14 protein-coding genes are annotated in these 15,504 nt (G+C 40.1%); 7 read left to right on the top strand and 7 right to left on the bottom strand.

Annotated elements, in window-relative coordinates; genetic code table 11:
• Positions 1-12 precede the first annotated feature (12 nt).
• Genes waaA through waaF form a run of 4 tightly spaced genes read right to left on the bottom strand, consistent with a single transcriptional unit; the run spans position 13 to position 4,160 of the window.
• Positions 13-1,278, bottom strand: a complete 1,266-nt coding sequence (gene waaA / locus EYW48_RS10000) for a lipid IV(A) 3-deoxy-D-manno-octulosonic acid transferase (RefSeq protein WP_277432345.1) — start codon at positions 1,276-1,278, stop codon at positions 13-15.
• Position 1,279: 1 nt separating this feature from the next.
• Entirely contained in the window at positions 1,280-2,074 is a 795-nt protein-coding gene (locus EYW48_RS09995) for a glycosyltransferase (RefSeq protein ID WP_274677786.1), read from the bottom strand.
• Between the two features lie 2 nt (positions 2,075-2,076).
• On the bottom strand, positions 2,077-3,126 hold the full coding sequence (locus EYW48_RS09990) for a glycosyltransferase family 9 protein (RefSeq protein WP_261916541.1): 1,050 nt from the start codon (positions 3,124-3,126) through the stop codon (positions 2,077-2,079).
• Positions 3,126-4,160 carry a lipopolysaccharide heptosyltransferase II gene (gene waaF / locus EYW48_RS09985; protein WP_277432344.1) on the bottom strand — a complete coding sequence of 345 codons (1,035 nt, stop codon included), beginning with the start codon at positions 4,158-4,160 and terminating at the stop codon, positions 3,126-3,128. Before waaF ends, EYW48_RS09990 begins: the two co-directional genes overlap by 1 nt.
• A 178-nt stretch (positions 4,161-4,338) precedes the next feature.
• Here waaF and EYW48_RS09980 point away from each other — a divergent pair, with 178 nt between their 5' ends.
• Entirely contained in the window at positions 4,339-5,076 is a 738-nt protein-coding gene (locus EYW48_RS09980; RefSeq protein WP_261917106.1) for a glycosyltransferase family 25 protein, read from the top strand.
• Entirely contained in the window at positions 5,051-6,256 is a 1,206-nt protein-coding gene (locus tag EYW48_RS09975) for an O-antigen ligase family protein (protein ID WP_277432343.1), read from the top strand. The genes EYW48_RS09980 and EYW48_RS09975 overlap by 26 nt, the downstream gene beginning before the upstream one ends.
• Positions 6,257-6,354: 98 nt before the next feature.
• On the opposite strand, the gene EYW48_RS09970 is transcribed toward EYW48_RS09975, so the two are convergent.
• The 3 genes from EYW48_RS09970 to rfaD all read right to left on the bottom strand — a co-directional run bounded on the left by EYW48_RS09970 (position 6,355) and on the right by rfaD (position 9,750).
• Positions 6,355-6,915 carry an acyltransferase gene (locus EYW48_RS09970; RefSeq protein WP_277432342.1) on the bottom strand — a complete coding sequence of 187 codons (561 nt, stop codon included), beginning with the start codon at positions 6,913-6,915 and terminating at the stop codon, positions 6,355-6,357.
• Positions 6,916-8,694 carry a polysaccharide deacetylase family protein gene (locus EYW48_RS09965; RefSeq protein WP_277432341.1) on the bottom strand — a complete coding sequence of 593 codons (1,779 nt, stop codon included), beginning with the start codon at positions 8,692-8,694 and terminating at the stop codon, positions 6,916-6,918.
• A 114-nt stretch (positions 8,695-8,808) separates the two neighbouring features.
• The gene (gene rfaD / locus EYW48_RS09960; protein WP_261915017.1) at positions 8,809-9,750 is read right to left on the bottom strand and encodes an ADP-glyceromanno-heptose 6-epimerase; all 942 of its coding nucleotides are present in this window, start codon (positions 9,748-9,750) and stop codon (positions 8,809-8,811) included.
• A 343-nt stretch (positions 9,751-10,093) separates the two neighbouring features.
• On the opposite strand from rfaD, the gene EYW48_RS09955 reads away from it, so the two are divergent.
• The 5 genes from EYW48_RS09955 (at position 10,094) to EYW48_RS09935 (ending at position 15,498) form a co-directional block, all read left to right on the top strand.
• Positions 10,094-11,248, top strand: coding sequence for a Wzz/FepE/Etk N-terminal domain-containing protein (locus EYW48_RS09955; protein WP_346780434.1), 1,155 nt, complete (start codon positions 10,094-10,096; stop codon positions 11,246-11,248).
• Between the two features lie 166 nt (positions 11,249-11,414).
• Positions 11,415-12,605 (top strand): UDP-N-acetylglucosamine 4,6-dehydratase, encoded by a 1,191-nt coding sequence (locus EYW48_RS09950; RefSeq protein ID WP_261916472.1) that lies wholly within the window; start codon positions 11,415-11,417, stop codon positions 12,603-12,605.
• A 12-nt stretch (positions 12,606-12,617) separates the two neighbouring features.
• Positions 12,618-13,766, top strand: coding sequence for a LegC family aminotransferase (locus EYW48_RS09945; RefSeq protein WP_277432339.1), 1,149 nt, complete (start codon positions 12,618-12,620; stop codon positions 13,764-13,766).
• A 34-nt stretch (positions 13,767-13,800) separates the two neighbouring features.
• Positions 13,801-14,424: a NeuD/PglB/VioB family sugar acetyltransferase gene (locus EYW48_RS09940; protein WP_261916470.1), complete on the top strand. Its 624-nt coding sequence runs from the start codon at positions 13,801-13,803 to the stop codon at positions 14,422-14,424.
• On the top strand, positions 14,425-15,498 hold the full coding sequence (locus tag EYW48_RS09935; protein ID WP_261916469.1) for a 3-oxoacyl-[acyl-carrier-protein] synthase III C-terminal domain-containing protein: 1,074 nt from the start codon (positions 14,425-14,427) through the stop codon (positions 15,496-15,498). It begins immediately after the preceding gene.
• The last annotated feature ends 6 nt before the right edge of the window (positions 15,499-15,504 follow it).

The raw sequence follows: 15,504 nt of genomic DNA, 5'->3' as shown, positions 1-15,504 counted from the left end.
AGAGTTTTCTCTTTATAAATCTAAATATTCAAGTGTTTTGGCAAGAGCGCCACGGTTTTGTTCTACGATTTGATAACCTTGCTTGCCTCGATGAATACGCTGTTTGTTATCAGTGAACCATTCACAAAGGCTTTGTGCAATTTGCTCTGCATCTTGTGTGATCACACAAGCATCGGCTTGATTGAGGGCTTGAGTGATTTCACTGAAGTTGTAATAGCTTGGGCCAGTCAATATGGGTAAACCAAGCGCAGCTGGCTCGAGTAAATTATGCCCACCGACTTTGTCACCCAGTAAGCTTCCACCCATAAAACAAATGTCAGCAGATCCCATGAGTACTAGCATTTCTCCCATTGTATCACTCAGATAGACCTGTACTTCTGGATCAAGTTCAGTCTCTGTTTCAGTTCGTCGCACACTAATAAATTGTGTTTTACACAACTCAAAAACAGCATTAAATCGCTCAGGGTGGCGCGGGACAAGAATAAGCAATGCGTTAGATTGTTTTTTCAGCACTTTTGCATGGGCTGCTAACACTTGCTCATCTTCACCTTGGTGAGTGCTGGCGGCAATCCAAATTGGTCGTTCTTTACCTAGTTGATGCCTTAACTGCTGGCCTTTTTCTATGGTTTGTTGATCGATATTGATATCGAACTTCATCGAACCGGTGACTGTTACTTTGTCCGCAGGTAATCCGAGTCGCATGAAGCGCTGTGCATCATCTGGATATTGGCAAAGTACACGCGTTAAGTTAGATGCTAGTAAATTAAAAATCGGCTGACATTTAGCATACTGTCGACATGAGCGCTCAGATAAGCGAGCATTAATAACAGTAATAGGAATACCTGCTTTTGAAACCGTATGTAATGTGTTTGGCCACAATTCCGTTTCCATGATCAGCATTTGACTCGGTTTTATACGTTTGATGAAAGCGCGCACGGCAAAAGAAAAGTCAAATGGCATATAACGATGTTCGGCGATGCCTCGTAATTTAGCCGCTTGTTCTGCACCTGTTGGGGTTGTGGTGGTAATCACAATCGGTTGATCGGGATATTGTGATTTGAGTTTTTTTATCAGTGGAGAAACGGCAAGCGTTTCTCCAACCGATACTGCGTGGATCCAAATAGGGGATTGATTAGTTTTAAGCGGTGGTGTGAAGCCAAAATGCTCCTTCCAGCGAGCACCAACGCACGGCTTGCCCGGCCGCTTTTTGTACAAGCCCCACATTAAAAAAGGAGAAGCTACACAGAGAAGTAAGGTATAGAGAGTACGAATCACCACTCTACTGTTCCTTTTTCTTTACCAAATCATCTGGATTAATGTGAGTCCATTTCGAACGAGGGCGATCTATATATTGAAAATGTTCATTGGTAAAACTACCTTGAATACAAACGTATTTTCTATCTTTTGTGCAAAGGTCTTCTCTGCCTTTTAGTAATTCATCAAATACGCCAGGCCCGGTTGAATAATAAACGCCCATTTTGGGGTCATAGTTCTCAATGTTATGTAGTACTTTTTCAATTGCTTGGCTGAGGTCGTTATTATTAGGTGCTGAGGCGATAAAGTAGTTGGTAAAACGGGTATTATTATCAATTTTTATGTAAACCGCTTCTTGTTCATCGCCAATCAGTTTATCGAGAGACCATACCAAAGTTGCGTCAATGTCCATATAGACGCCCCCTTCGTTATTGAGTACGACTAAACGCCATAAATCGGCTTGAGCAGCGCCGTTGGTTAGCCGCATGTAAGCGTCATAGATTTCAGTTGATGCGTGGGTTCGTAAATACTCACCACGGGCTTCAGTACTTACATAACGATAGTCACAATTGAGCGACATTAATCGATTAAATAAGTAGTTAATATAAACGGGTAGGGAGGCTTGATCGGTAAAGTTGGTTTGCCAAATTGTACGTGGAATAGCGCTGCGATTGGAGCGTGCCCATTTTGCTGATGAATAAGCCGGAATGGTAAAACGCAATTTTGGAAACACCCAATGAAATGGGTAAGCGAGCATTTTAAAAATATTCCCGGTCAAGCGGATTAGTCGGTTGGCGATTAATACGGTTACTTGGCTCATATTTATTGGTCCTGTCTGCTTTTTACGGTTATCGAGCGTAGTTTCAATGTGGCAGTAATCGCTGCAGTAATTTGCTCAGTAGAAGGCTTTTCACCATTGGCATTCATCACGATCGTATGTGTTTCATACAATGGTGTATAACGAAAAGGGACGGTAGCGTAAAAAATACCAACAGTTGGTGTGTGGGTCGATATGGCCACATTGCGTATGCCAGTGTCTGGAGCAATCACTAACGTTGCTTTCGCAATAAACGTGACTAATTCATCTAAAGGTAAGCATGGCTGAATCGTTAATTTTCCAGCCTCTGCAAGATCCTGTAGATACTCACCTTTTTCAAACTCATTTTTTCCCTCAAGGAAGATATGTTTTACATTGGGCTGCTGCTCAATAGTTTGCTCGATGACAGCACGCATTTCAGGCTTAGATAAGATTTTTCTCAGCTGTGAAGCACCACTGAAATAGACAAGGTAAGGTGTTTCAAAATCACAAAGTTGCCTGTTGTCTGGGTAGGCAAAATCGAGAGGATAGCTTGGGTTGTGGCCAAGGATTTTAAGCATGTCGAGCATGCATTCTACTTCTGGTTGGAAGTCAGAGCGAAATACTGCCAAGTTATACAGGGTGCCACATAAAAATGGCGTGTAAGGAAAGCCAACTTTGAGTTTTGCTTTAGTCAGTAATGTCATCCAGTAAGAGCGATTTGTCCCAGCGACATCAAATATAATATCTTGCTCTTCCAGTTGGCTGTAGTCTTGCCATTTTTGCTTGAGTGATAAGTGTTTTGAATCCTCACGGCTTTTCATTACCACTGTTTTATCCGCTAACTCTGTTGGTGTTCCATAGAGGTAGTTTGAAACGGTGACCAATGTTATTTCTGCATGAGGGAAGAACTTCCGAGCTTCAATCAAAAATGGGCGCACAATGACTTGATCACCGAGCGCAGCATGGCGAATGACGGCAATTTTCTTGATTGCTAAAGGATTAAAATAACCATTCAAGTATTGGCGGGCGGCCTTCGAGGCATAAGCCCCTTTTTCAAACCAGAGGTGTTTCATTAATCTTTCCCAATAAATCTATTTAAAGCTTGAATAACTTGCACCGGTTGCAGCTGATTTAAGCAATTTAAGTGCCCTAATGGGCAGGTTCGCTTAAAGCATGGGCGGCACTCAATATCGGTATACACCATTTCTAAGCGCTCAGTTAGCGGTGGCGTGTATTGCGGTGAACTTGAACCATAAATTGCGACGATATTACAACCTACGGCGGCGGAGACATGCATTAATCCTGAATCATTACTGATGACGGTATGGCAAGCCGCCAACAGATCCACGGCTTCAATAAGTGAGGTTTGTCCTGCTAGATTAAAGGCATATTTTTGTTGTTCGGTGCTAAGCGCAGAACGAATGAGGTCGCAGACTTTGCTATCCTTGGTCGAGCCAAAAAGCCAGACTTGGTAGCCGCTTTCAATAGCGTGTTGTGCAACTTGAGCATAATAGTGATCAGGCCATCTTTTAGCCGGGCCAAATTCAGCCCCTGGGCATAAACCGATAATCGGTTTGGTGTTCGATAAGCCTAATCTTGAAATGGCATATTGTTGAGCTTTGGTATCAATTGAGAGGGAAGGGCGAGGGCAAGTTTCTAGCTGCACTTTATCGAGCATACTTTCTTTTGAATAAGCAAGAGCCACATAGCGTTCAACCATATACTGGAACACTTTACGATTAGGGCGAAGATCGGTAAGTAAGCCGTAGCGAAATTCACCCTTCCATCCAGTACGAGAAGGAATACCTGCAAATAGCGGTATGAGCGCTGATTTTGCCGAATTTGGTAAGACATAGGCATGAGTGTAATTGTTGCGTTTTAGCTCTTGGGCGAGAGCCCATCGACCTGCAAGATTAAAAGCACCATGTCCAATCGACATTTCAATCGCGCAATTAACTTCAGGCATGCGCTCCAAAATAGGTTTGCACCAAGCAGGGGCTAGAACGTCAATTTGTACATCAGGGTGCTGTTGCTTAAGGCGCTGATATAAACTTTGTGACATCACCATATCACCCACCCATGAAGGACCCACAATCAGTAACTTCATTTTTCACCGTCATTCTTATTTTACGACCATTCTAGCACAGCACTCGTTTGATAAAACTCAATTTCTGTTAACAAATGCATTCAAATATTAGGTAAAATATGCTCTAATCCCCCTCAATCTGAGAATAAGTATTGCGCAGCATATTGGCGAGCATATTATAGAAATTCGAGTTTTTGTGATGAAAATTTACGTCATTAGCCTTAAAAACAGCCTAGAAAGACGAGCATCAATTGAGCAACAAATGGCTAATTATGGCTTGGACTTTGAGTTCTTTGATGCGATTGATGGTCGAGTTGATCCTCCACATCCTTTGTTTGCCAATTATCACTACACAAAGCGATTATGGTTTACCAGTGGCAAAATGCCCTCAAAAGGGGAGATGGGTTGCTATGCGAGCCATTATTTGCTCTGGCAAAAGAGTGTTGACTTGAATGAGCCTATCATTATTTTAGAGGATGATGCAGAGCTATTACCTTGCTTTATACAGTTTATTGATCTAATCAAAATTAAAACTCAAGAATATGGATTTTTGAGATTGGAGGAAGCTTGTGATCGTAGTCGGCTGTTCTTGAAGGAACAGGCAGATAACTACGATATTTATTTTCTAAGTAATAATTTTGGTGGCGCTAGAGCTTATGCACTTTCTCCTGATGCAGCAACGAAATTACTTAAGTTTTCACAGCGCTGGTCGATGCCTGTTGATAACTATATGGGGTCACTATATTTACATCAGATGCCTTCATTCTTATTTTCACCAAGTGTAGTTGCAAATCCTCAATACTTTGAGACAACATTTCAAAATGAACGGCAACCCAGTGCTCCATTATACAGAAAACCTACCCGTGAATTTTACTCACTGTATCGCAAAATAAAAATGGCTTTAGCAAATAATGCTTATAAAAAACAAAATAATTAATCATATCGAAAAGTTATTTTTATTATCACCTTTATTGGTTATTTTAATAATGATGTTTAACTTCTCTGATACTAAATTTATTCTTTCAAGGTTGATACCAATAGTTTCTATTTATTGTCTGTTGAAATATCGTGAGGCAATCAGGGCAAACTGGAATTCAGTATTAAGAAGCTTTTTTATCTCTGGGTTGTTGATAATAGTTATTTTTTCTGGGTATCATTTTTTTCGCGGTGATGAATTCTCTTTACCTAGAACGTTGATTGTGAGTTTGGTTTATTTGCTTTTTGTGCCATGGAATAAAATATCAAGTCAGTGGGTTTATTACATTGCTGCATTAGCTTCAGTTATTTGTGGGTTGAATGCTTTGTATGAGCATTTTGTAATGAATATTGCGCGTGTTGGCATTGCGACAAACCCGATACCTTATGCGTTATACGCCTCTTTTCTTTTGTTGTGTTGTGTTTATCTACTTTTAAATCAATCAGATAAAATATTGAAGGCGATTGCTGCTATGGGCGGCTTGCTTTCGTTGACGGCAATCATCATGACCGATGTGCGAGGCGTAATTCTCTTTTTACCTGTGGTCATTCTTTATTTGATGATTGCTACAGTAAAGCCAACAGTGAAACATTATATTGTTTTGTGTTTTTCAATATGTACTATCTCCGTGCTATTTTATGCGATTTTTGATCAAGAGATTGATGCTCGAATCGAACAGACGCGATACGAATTTTCGATGATAGAGAAAGGAAAACATCACACCTCCATCGGTGTTCGGTTGGACTTATGGAAACATGGTTTGGATGTGATTGCTCATGACCCTATTTTTGGCCTTGGGGATGATGCCCTTGAAAAGAGCATTGCAAGTATCAATAATCGAGGAGCGGCAGTTCAGCCTCATTTACATAATCAATATTTAGATTCTTTAGCCCGCTATGGAGTAGTGGGAACTCTAGTAATACTTTTATTTTGTTTTGCTTTAATCATTAATTTTACTCGTTCGGGTGTTAAATATATTGGTAATCCACTAGTTAATAGCATACTCATTATGCTTATGTTTGCCGGTTTAACTGATGTTCCCTTGCACCATACACATCTTATTTATTTACTAACGATCTTGTGTGGCTTGTTGATCCTTTTTTCAGAGATAGGAAAGGATAAAAAGTTGCCATCTATTTAAATAATATTAATTATTATCTACTTATGCGTGAGAATAAAATGGGCCTTTGTGATAAGGCCCATTTTAAATATTTATTGAATAATGAGTAAACGGTTAGTTTAAAAAGTTAACTCTTCCTGCCAGGTTACAGAATCAGCGATAACTCGAGCAGGATTACCAGCTGCTGCTGAGTTATCGGCAACGGAATGTGTTACTGTTGAGTTAATACCTACTATAGAACCACTTCCAATAGATACACCTTTTAAGACGGTAACATTATCCGCTAACCATACATGCGATCCGATATAAATACTTTTAGCGGGATTAATCCGTTTTCCATCACGTAAAATATTATGTCCGTCACTGGTCATTATCTTTACATTACGCGAAAACATACATTCCTTACCAATAACTAATTTTGTTTCAGACTCTCGACATGAGAAGAAACAATTTTCACCAATAACGCAGTTTTCACCAATTTCTAAAAGGCAATTATTACCATTGAGCTCGATAGATACACCTTTTAAGTTGGCATCATCATGAATAATCAGTTGATTATTTTTGCCATTAACATAAATATCACAATAGCGAATGCGAGTATTTTTACCTATTTGAATACTATTGTTGGATTTTACCCGGATTTTATTACGCAACTTTGCAACCAAACCAAAACCAGCCATCTACAACCTCTTATTATTCATTTTTCTAAATAGATAGTTCCCTTTCACTTTTCGCCACAGGCCAAACACATCGGTTTTAGGGAATATAGCAATACGTCGAATTTGATATGGGTCTTGATGCATTAACAATGGGCCGCTGTTGGTCGCAACCGCAAATTGATAGCCACATTGATGTACGATCTGTTTTGAGAGCGCATCATGATCGCCATAGGGATATGCAAAAGAAACCAGTTGTTCACCTAGTAGCTCTTCGAGTTCAAGTTTATTACGTGAGATCTCTTTACGCTGTTCAGATTCACTGAGTTTGCTGAGAAATGGGTGAGTCATCGTATGGCCGCCAATTTCAACTAAGCCAGATGCATGTAATTTCTTTAATTGGCTTTCATCCATTAAAGCTACCGCTTTTTCTGGGTTGTTAGGCACTTCAACATCCCAACGGTTAAACTTTTCACCAGTGACAACATAGACAACGGCTTTGAAGTTATATTTTTTTAATAAAGGGAGCAGAAGTTCGTAATTGTCTTGATACCCATCATCAACCGTTAACATGATATAGCGCTTACTTGGTTCAAGGCGGTGTATCAGCCTTTTATCTACCAAGTCTTTAAACGTCAGAGTCTCAAAGCCCATGCGCTTGAGTAACTTGAAGTGTTTTTCAAGCATATTGATATGAAGATAAGTTCCATGCACACCTTTTTCACTATCATTTTTGATAAAGCGGTGATACATGATGATTGGCATCTCTTTACGCAGTTTTTCAACGTAAACCGTTTGGTAAATATCTTCTATTTGATCGACTATATTCGATAAGCTATAGCTATGCTTGATGATCTCGCTGACCTGTGGTGAGCAGTGCTTCATTTTCAACCCTTGCTCTACGTGTCGGCTAATTTGCGTAAAGTCAATATCGAGATCTTTAGGGCCGATGTCACCGAAGTTGCTTGCCATGGCTGCAGCGATATTATTGTCATCGACAATACCAACTGCGCTCGCTTCACCTATCGCTAGTGTGGGTCTTCCACATAACAAAGATTCCATTGCAACCCTACCGGCACCTATGACTAAGTCTGACTGGGCTAATATTGAGACAACATCTTGTGAATAACCAAGAAAATGAACGTCAGAAGTAAACTTATCAAAACGCGCTTCAATTTTAGAGCCTGATATGACCTGAATATGGTATTTCGCTGAGTCTAAACATTCATCGATCAACCGATAGCAAAGCTCCCCTTTGGGGCCAGTTAACCTGCCAATAATACTGATAACAGGTTTGCTATTTTGAGGAGCGTTTTGCCAAGCGAACTCTTGAGTTTCAATACCATTTCGACTAACGATTAGCGAACTTTGTGGAACATCCAATTCAGTAATGAGTTGTTGTTCAATGGCTTCACAAACCGGTAGGGCTTTGTCGCCCATCGCGTGAAATTTCTTGCGAGATGCGTGCACTGGTTGGCGACCATGTACTGTTGTAACCATAGGTGTTCCGGTTATTTTACACGCAATATGACAACTCCAACTCGATGCTCTTGAGTGAGCATGCACTAACTGGATGTTATGCTTTTGTATCAGATAAATAAGATAGCCAACGTGCCAAAAACGGCGAGGAATACTACGCTTATTAAAGCGGAGTTTGTAGAATAACCCTTGATGTGACTTGGTTAGGGTGTCTGAAACGTAAAATACACGATGTCCTCTATTTGTCAGTTCATCGCCAACAGTTGTTGCATAGACTTCAGCCCCTGTGACTTCCAACTGGGACAAGGCCATCAAAATATTCATACATTCTCTTTATAGCTTGGTGAACTCTAAAAATGTCCCGCAGCCTTTCCTCTGGAAAAGCGACATTTGGTAAAGAGGGAGAAATATAACGTTAATTTCTCCCTCTTAAAATCACTAAGCGTTAATAATGCTCATATATTCAGCGACACCTTCAGCGACAGTTTTAAATTTGTGATCACAACCAGCGCTTCTGAGCTTACTCAAGTCGGCTTGAGTAAACTCTTGATACGCACCTTTTAAGTGTTCAGGGAATGGAATGGTTTCCACTTCACCTTTGCCATGGTGTTTGATAACGGCTTTTGCAACTTCCTGGAAAGATTCGGCATTACCCGTACCTAGGTTATAAATACCGGATACACCATTGTCCATAAACCATAAGTTCACCGCAGCAACGTCACCAACGTAAACAAAATCACGTTGGAAGGTTTCGCTGCCTGCAAACAGTTTAGGGTTTTCCCCTGCATTCATTTGGTTGTTAAGGTGGAAAGCAACAGAAGCCATAGAGCCTTTATGCTGTTCACGCGGACCATAAACATTGAAATAACGAAAACCAGTGACTTGAGAAAGCTTTTCGCCATGTTGCTGCGCATCTTGCCAAACGCGGCGTACATAGTTATCAAACTGCTGTTTTGAATAACCGTAAACGTTTAATGCACCTTCGTATTGTTTTTCCTCGACAAATGTGTCGGTATCACCGTAGGTCGCAGCAGAAGAGGCATATAAAAATGGAATCTCACGCTCTAAGCAGTAATGAAGCAATTCTTTAGAGTATTCATAGTTGTTGAGCATGATGTATTTACCATCCCACTCGGTGGTCGCAGAACAAGCACCTTCATGGAATACCGCTTCAATAGGGCCGAAATCATCACCAGCCATAACCTGAGCAAGAAAGTCATCACGGTCCATATAGTCAGCAATATCAAGGTCGACCAAGTTTTGAAACTTACGACCATTTTTAAGGTTGTCGACAACAAGAATGTCGCTAATGCCTTTTTCATTAAGTGCTTTGATGATGTTGCTGCCAATCATGCCAGCGCCGCCAGTTACGATGATCATAGATTTGTCCTGAATAAATGTTAGCTGCATGAAAGTATAACATTTCAAGAAGTATTAGGAAGAGTGGCATAGATGATGTACCAGCTGGTTATAGAGTGAGCAATTGCTGCTGTTGATATGTCGGTTTCATCACAGTTATTTCGAGTAGTTAAAAAAAGGAGTTCAAATTGGATTAAGATAACGGGCCGTAAAAATGACTTCATTCTGAGTGATTTAAGAGCTCGCTATCTGACTATCGCCACTTTGGCTCGATTAAGGTACAATTTCGCCAATTAATGCAGTGACTAACTGCTACACCAAATGAAGTATTATCGTATTGGGGGCTATACCCAAGGGCGGTAGCGTGCCTAAATGTCAGAAAAAAGGGAAATTTGTGAATAACCATTACCAGTCATCCAACCTAAATCCTTCTCACCCACAAATCCCAAGCTTTTACGAGCAGACTGATGAAATTGATCTCAAAGAGCTTTTTATTGCTCTTTGGCAAGGGAAGTTGACCATTATTTTTACCACCTTGGTGTTTGCGGTTGGTGCGATTACATACGCGTTAACGGCACAAGAGTGGTGGAGCAGTAGCGCGAAGATTGCTGTGCCGCAAGTTCAAAATTTCACGGAATACCAGTCTCAAGTTAAGCAATATCAACCAATTTTTGATGTTTATCAAGAGGATGGGACGATTTTGGTTAATGATTTTCTTGATGGTTTAATAGATTCAGAAATTCTTTTTCAGTCATTCATTATGGCTTTTGAGTCGAATAAAAATAAACGCAATTTTTTAGACAGCAATGCGGTTTTTCAAGATTTCAAGAATAAGTTGGATGCCGATGTCGATGCCGATGAAGCTACACGTCGTTTGTATAATGAATGGTTTAGTAAACTAACTGCGTCACAACCAGATAAAAGCAATAAAAATATTATTGGACTAAAGGTTCAGGCAACGACAAAACTTGATAGTTATAATATGTTACAAAACTATATTGCTTATGTTGGTGATATTGTGCGTCGTGATGCTTTGCAAAACTTAAATGCAGTTATTACAAGTAAAATAAATGAGCTGCTGCAGCAAAAAACAGCGCTTTCTTTACAAGCGAAACAAAACCTTGAAGTTGAAATTCAACGTGCTGAGTACGCACTGCAAATAGCAACAGCAGCAAAGGTAAATACACCTGTACAAAACTTAGGCGAGAAAGAGATTTTTTCAATTAACTTAGGAAGTGCAGCTATTGAAGCAAAAATAAATGCGTTAAAAACCATATCAAACTTGAGTGTTATTGAACCGCGTTTACAGCAGATAGACTCAAAACTAACGCTAATTAACAACACAAAAATAAATTCTGATATAGAGTTTGCTACCTTTCAATATCTTGATGATGTCCAAATGCCACTGAATAGAGATAAACCTAAACGAGCACTAATTGCCGTGTTAGGGGCGTTGTTGGGTGGAATGTTAGGTGTAGCGATTGTATTGGTTAGATTTGCATTTAGGAAACAGTTCTAGTAAATGATTTTTTGAGGACTTATTGGCGGTGCTTTAAGAAAAACGGCAAAACCAAGGTATTACAAGAGATAGTAAGATAAACTGTCTCAAAATGAATTAAAGGTGTCTCGGCAACTTTCATTCGTTGAGGTGAAAAATTGAAAAAATATAAGCTAGGAATCAAATAATGAGCAGTATATTGCCTATTATCGGTCGAGAGAAAGATCTCTTCAGCGCCGATATTTCCAATCATGAATCCGAACTAAAACGTATTGTATCGGAATCACGATTCTTAGTTCTTGGTGGAGCGGGCTCAATAGGCCAAGCTGTAACTAAAGAAATTTTTAAACGTAATCCTAAGAAGCTGCATGTTGTAGATATTAGTGAAAACAACATGGTAGAGCTTGTGCGAGATATCCGTAGCTCATTTGGTTACATTGATGGTGACTTTCAAACCTTTGCTTTGGACATAGGATCTTTGGAGTATGACGCATTTATCAAAGCCGATGGGCAGTTCGATTATGTGTTGAACCTTTCAGCTCTTAAACATGTGAGAAGTGAAAAAGACCCTTATACATTGATGCGTATGATCGATGTCAACGTGTTTAATACAGATAAGACTATTCAACAATCTATTGATGCTGGCGCGAAAAAGTACTTCTGTGTTTCGACGGATAAAGCAGCCAACCCAGTCAATATGATGGGAGCTTCCAAACGCATTATGGAAATGTTCCTAATGCGTAAAAGTGAGCAGATAGCCATTTCGACGGCACGCTTTGCCAATGTGGCCTTCTCCGATGGTTCATTGCTACACGGATTTAATCAACGTATTCAAAAGCGCCAGCCTATCGTGGCACCAAACGACATCAAACGTTACTTTGTTACTCCTCAAGAGTCGGGTGAACTATGTTTAATGTCTTGTATCTTTGGTGAAAACCGTGACATTTTATTCCCGAAACTGAGTGAAGCTTTGCATCTTATTTCATTTGCAGATATTGCGGTGAAATACCTAGAGCAACTTGGTTTCGAACCTCACCTATGCGAAACAGAAGAAGAAGCCCGCAAACTAGCACATACGCTTCCAGAGCAAAGTAAATGGCCCTGTTTATTTACTGCAAGTGATACAACAGGTGAAAAAGACTTCGAAGAGTTTTTTACAGATAAAGAAGAGTTGAATATGTCTCGATTCGAAAATTTAGGCATCATCAAAAATGCGCCTCTTTATGAGCAAGAGCTTCTTACTTTGTTTGAGAACAGTATTTCTGCAATGAAAGGTGAGCGAGCTTGGACTAAAGAACAAATTGTAGAATTGTTCTTTACCATGATCCCTGATTTTGGGCATAAAGAAACGGGCAAATACCTCGATAGCAAGATGTGAGTGGAGTATTCAATGAAAGCGGCATCTATTGTTGAATTTGTGAGAGATACTTACAAAACTGACGAATTTATCCCCTTGCACGCGCCAAAGTTTGATGGCAATGAAAAAGCGTATGTAATGGAAACTATTGAAAGTACATTTGTTTCTAGCGTCGGTAAGTTTGTTGATGATTTTGAGCGAAAAATCGAAGCTTATACTGGCTCGGCCAGAGCGGTAGCGACAGTTAATGGCACAGCAGCATTGCATGCTGCATTATACATGGCTGATGTTCAAAGAGGCGAACTGGTCATCACACAAGCTTTGACCTTTGTTGCAACCTGCAATGCTCTTTATCATATGGGTGCAGAGCCTATTTTTTTGGATGTGTCTCCAGTGAGTTTAGGGTTGTGCCCTAAGGCTGTGGATGCATTTTTAGAAGAGAGTGCTGAAGTCACAGACGCGGGGTGTATACATAAAAAAACAGGCAAAAGAATCAAAGCAGTTGTACCAATGCATACGTTTGGTCACCCTGTAGAACTTGATGAACTGGGTGCCGTTTGCTTGAAATGGAACCTTACGTTGGTTGAAGATGCTGCAGAAAGCCTCGGTTCGTTTTATAAGGGCAAACACACTGGCACTATTGGTGATTTTGGTGCGGTCAGCTTTAATGGTAATAAAATTATTACTACTGGTGGTGGTGGTATTGTGTTATGTAAGACTCAAGAATTAGGCATGCGTACTAAGCATGTCACCACGACAGCGAAAGTTCCTCATCCGTATGAGTTCTTCCATGATGAACCTGGTTTTAACTACCGTATGCCTAACCTTAATGCAGCTCTAGGTTGTGCTCAGATGGAAGTCATCGAGCAGTACTTGAAACAAAAAAGACTACTTGCAGAAAGCTATAAACACTTCTTCAATGGAACGGACTTTAAATTTATCTCTGAGCCGGAATATGCTCAGTCAAACTACTGGCTGAATGCTATTATTTGCCCTGATGTAGAATCAAGAGAGCAAATCCTAAATGAGACGAATAATGCTGGTGTAATGACTAGGCCAATTTGGCAACTGCTACATAGATTGCCAATGTTTAAAGGTGCTTTGAGGGGGGACCTTAGTTATTCTGAGTTTATAGAAGCGCGTTTAATCAATTTGCCAAGTACGCCCATTGATTTTACTTAAGCTGATTAATTTAGATTTTTAGAGTAGATTATAAATGAAAAAAAAAGTTTATATTGTAGGAACTGGTGGCTTAGGTAGAGAGTTATATTCGTGGCTATCTTGTCCTGAGTCAGAGTATGAACCAGTGGGGTTTGTTTCGGATGATCTAAGTTCATTGGATGATTATGATTATCCTATCTCAATTGTACAAACTATAGAAAACTTTCAACCCGTAGACTCAATCTCACTCATTATGGGGATTATGAACCCTAAAGGTAAGCAAAACGTTTTTGAGCAACTAGTTAACAAGGGAGCCAGTTTCTCTACATTCGTGCACCCATCGTCAATTGTTGGCCACAACGTTAAGTTGGGCACAGGAGTAGTCATTTGCCCTATGTGCATTCTTACTTGTGATATCACCCTGGAAGATGGTGTTTTCTTTAATACTTCCTCTACAATGGGGCATGATGGTCTTGTGGGTAAATATTCCTCAATCAATGGAAAAGTTGAGATTGGTGGAGGAACAGAAATTGGTTCGAGTGTCTTAATTGGGTCACGGGCTCTGATTCTTCCTCAAAGAAAAATTAGTGATAATGCAGTAATCGGTGCAGGCAGTGCTGTAGTTGGAAACGTAAAGTCTGGCATCACAGTATTTGGAAATCCTGCGAGAAAAATTTAAATGGCAAATTCTAGTTTTAGAGCAGCTCAAATAGCTGGTGTAGTGACAGTTGTGCCGCCGACAGTCAAGTGTATTGATGATGAAGTGCAATTGTATGGCGGAAATGAAAACCAAATAAAGCGAATTAAGAAAGCGATAGGGTTAGACAAGCGGCATGTTGTAGGGGATGATAATATCACGGCTTTAGATCTATCCGTCTCAGCAGCGACATCACTGATCAAGATGCTTGATTTGGATAAATCACAAATAGACGGCTTGATCTTTGTGACACAAACACCAGACCACTTTCAACCGTCTAATGCTGCAATAGCTCATGGTCGATTGGAGCTTACTACAGATGTCGCCTCATTTGATGTTTCATTGGGTTGCTCTGGGTATGTATACGGACTTTGGCTGGCACATATGATGGTAGAAACGGGAGCCTGCTCCAACATTTTGCTCTTGGCTGGTGATACGTTAAGCGTATGTGTTAATAAACGAGATCGTTCAACGGCACCTCTGTTTGGCGATGCTGGTTCAGCGACACTAATTAAACGAGGCTCGCAAGTAAATAACAGTTTTTTCAGTTTGCATACAGATGGCTCTGGCTATGAAAACATTATTCAACCCGCAGGAGCTTTTCGACTTCCTGTATCTGAGAAGACTCAGCAAACTACGGTTGATGAAGATGGAAATCATCGTTCAGATAATAACTTAAAGATGAATGGTGCTGAAGTTTTTAACTTTTCAATAAAACGTGAGCCAGAATCGATTAAAGAAATATTGGAATACAGTAGCAAAAGTCTTGAGGCGATAGACTACGTGTTCTTCCACCAGGCAAATCAGTATATTATTTCTAATATTGTTCGTCGTGTGAAATTAGATAAAAATAAAGCACCGAGTGATATCGTGAAGAAATATGGGAACCAAAGTAGCGCTTCTATACCATGTGCAATTTGCCATACACTTGGAGATAAAGAAGAGAAGGCAGTAGAAGTATTGCTTTCAGGGTTTGGAGTGGGGCTTTCATGGGCTAGTGCTATTGTAGATATTTCCCATTCGATGATTTCAGACGTACAAATTTACCAGATGTAAGGAAAA

Source organism: Vibrio sp. 1180_3, assembly GCF_029478545.1.
In the GTDB taxonomy this organism is placed as follows: Bacteria; Pseudomonadota; Gammaproteobacteria; order Enterobacterales; family Vibrionaceae; genus Vibrio; species Vibrio aestuarianus.
This window is presented reverse-complemented; position numbering and strand designations above follow the sequence as displayed.

What these genes read in the sequence shown, in the direction of transcription:
- EYW48_RS09995 (WP_274677786.1), bottom strand. Translation starts at nt 2,074, where the DNA reads ATGAGCCAAGTAACCGTATTAATCGCCAACCGACTAATCCGCTTGACC.
- EYW48_RS09990 (WP_261916541.1), bottom strand. Translation starts at nt 3,126, where the DNA reads ATGAAACACCTCTGGTTTGAAAAAGGGGCTTATGCCTCGAAGGCCGCC.
- waaF (WP_277432344.1), bottom strand. Translation starts at nt 4,160, where the DNA reads ATGAAGTTACTGATTGTGGGTCCTTCATGGGTGGGTGATATGGTGATG.
- EYW48_RS09980 (WP_261917106.1), top strand. Translation starts at nt 4,339, where the DNA reads ATGAAAATTTACGTCATTAGCCTTAAAAACAGCCTAGAAAGACGAGCA.
- EYW48_RS09975 (WP_277432343.1), top strand. Translation starts at nt 5,051, where the DNA reads ATGCTTATAAAAAACAAAATAATTAATCATATCGAAAAGTTATTTTTA.
- EYW48_RS09970 (WP_277432342.1), bottom strand. Translation starts at nt 6,915, where the DNA reads ATGGCTGGTTTTGGTTTGGTTGCAAAGTTGCGTAATAAAATCCGGGTA.
- EYW48_RS09965 (WP_277432341.1), bottom strand. Translation starts at nt 8,694, where the DNA reads ATGAATATTTTGATGGCCTTGTCCCAGTTGGAAGTCACAGGGGCTGAA.
- rfaD (WP_261915017.1), bottom strand. Translation starts at nt 9,750, where the DNA reads ATGATCATCGTAACTGGCGGCGCTGGCATGATTGGCAGCAACATCATC.
- EYW48_RS09950 (WP_261916472.1), top strand. Translation starts at nt 11,415, where the DNA reads ATGAGCAGTATATTGCCTATTATCGGTCGAGAGAAAGATCTCTTCAGC.
- EYW48_RS09945 (WP_277432339.1), top strand. Translation starts at nt 12,618, where the DNA reads ATGAAAGCGGCATCTATTGTTGAATTTGTGAGAGATACTTACAAAACT.
- EYW48_RS09940 (WP_261916470.1), top strand. Translation starts at nt 13,801, where the DNA reads ATGAAAAAAAAAGTTTATATTGTAGGAACTGGTGGCTTAGGTAGAGAG.
- EYW48_RS09935 (WP_261916469.1), top strand. Translation starts at nt 14,425, where the DNA reads ATGGCAAATTCTAGTTTTAGAGCAGCTCAAATAGCTGGTGTAGTGACA.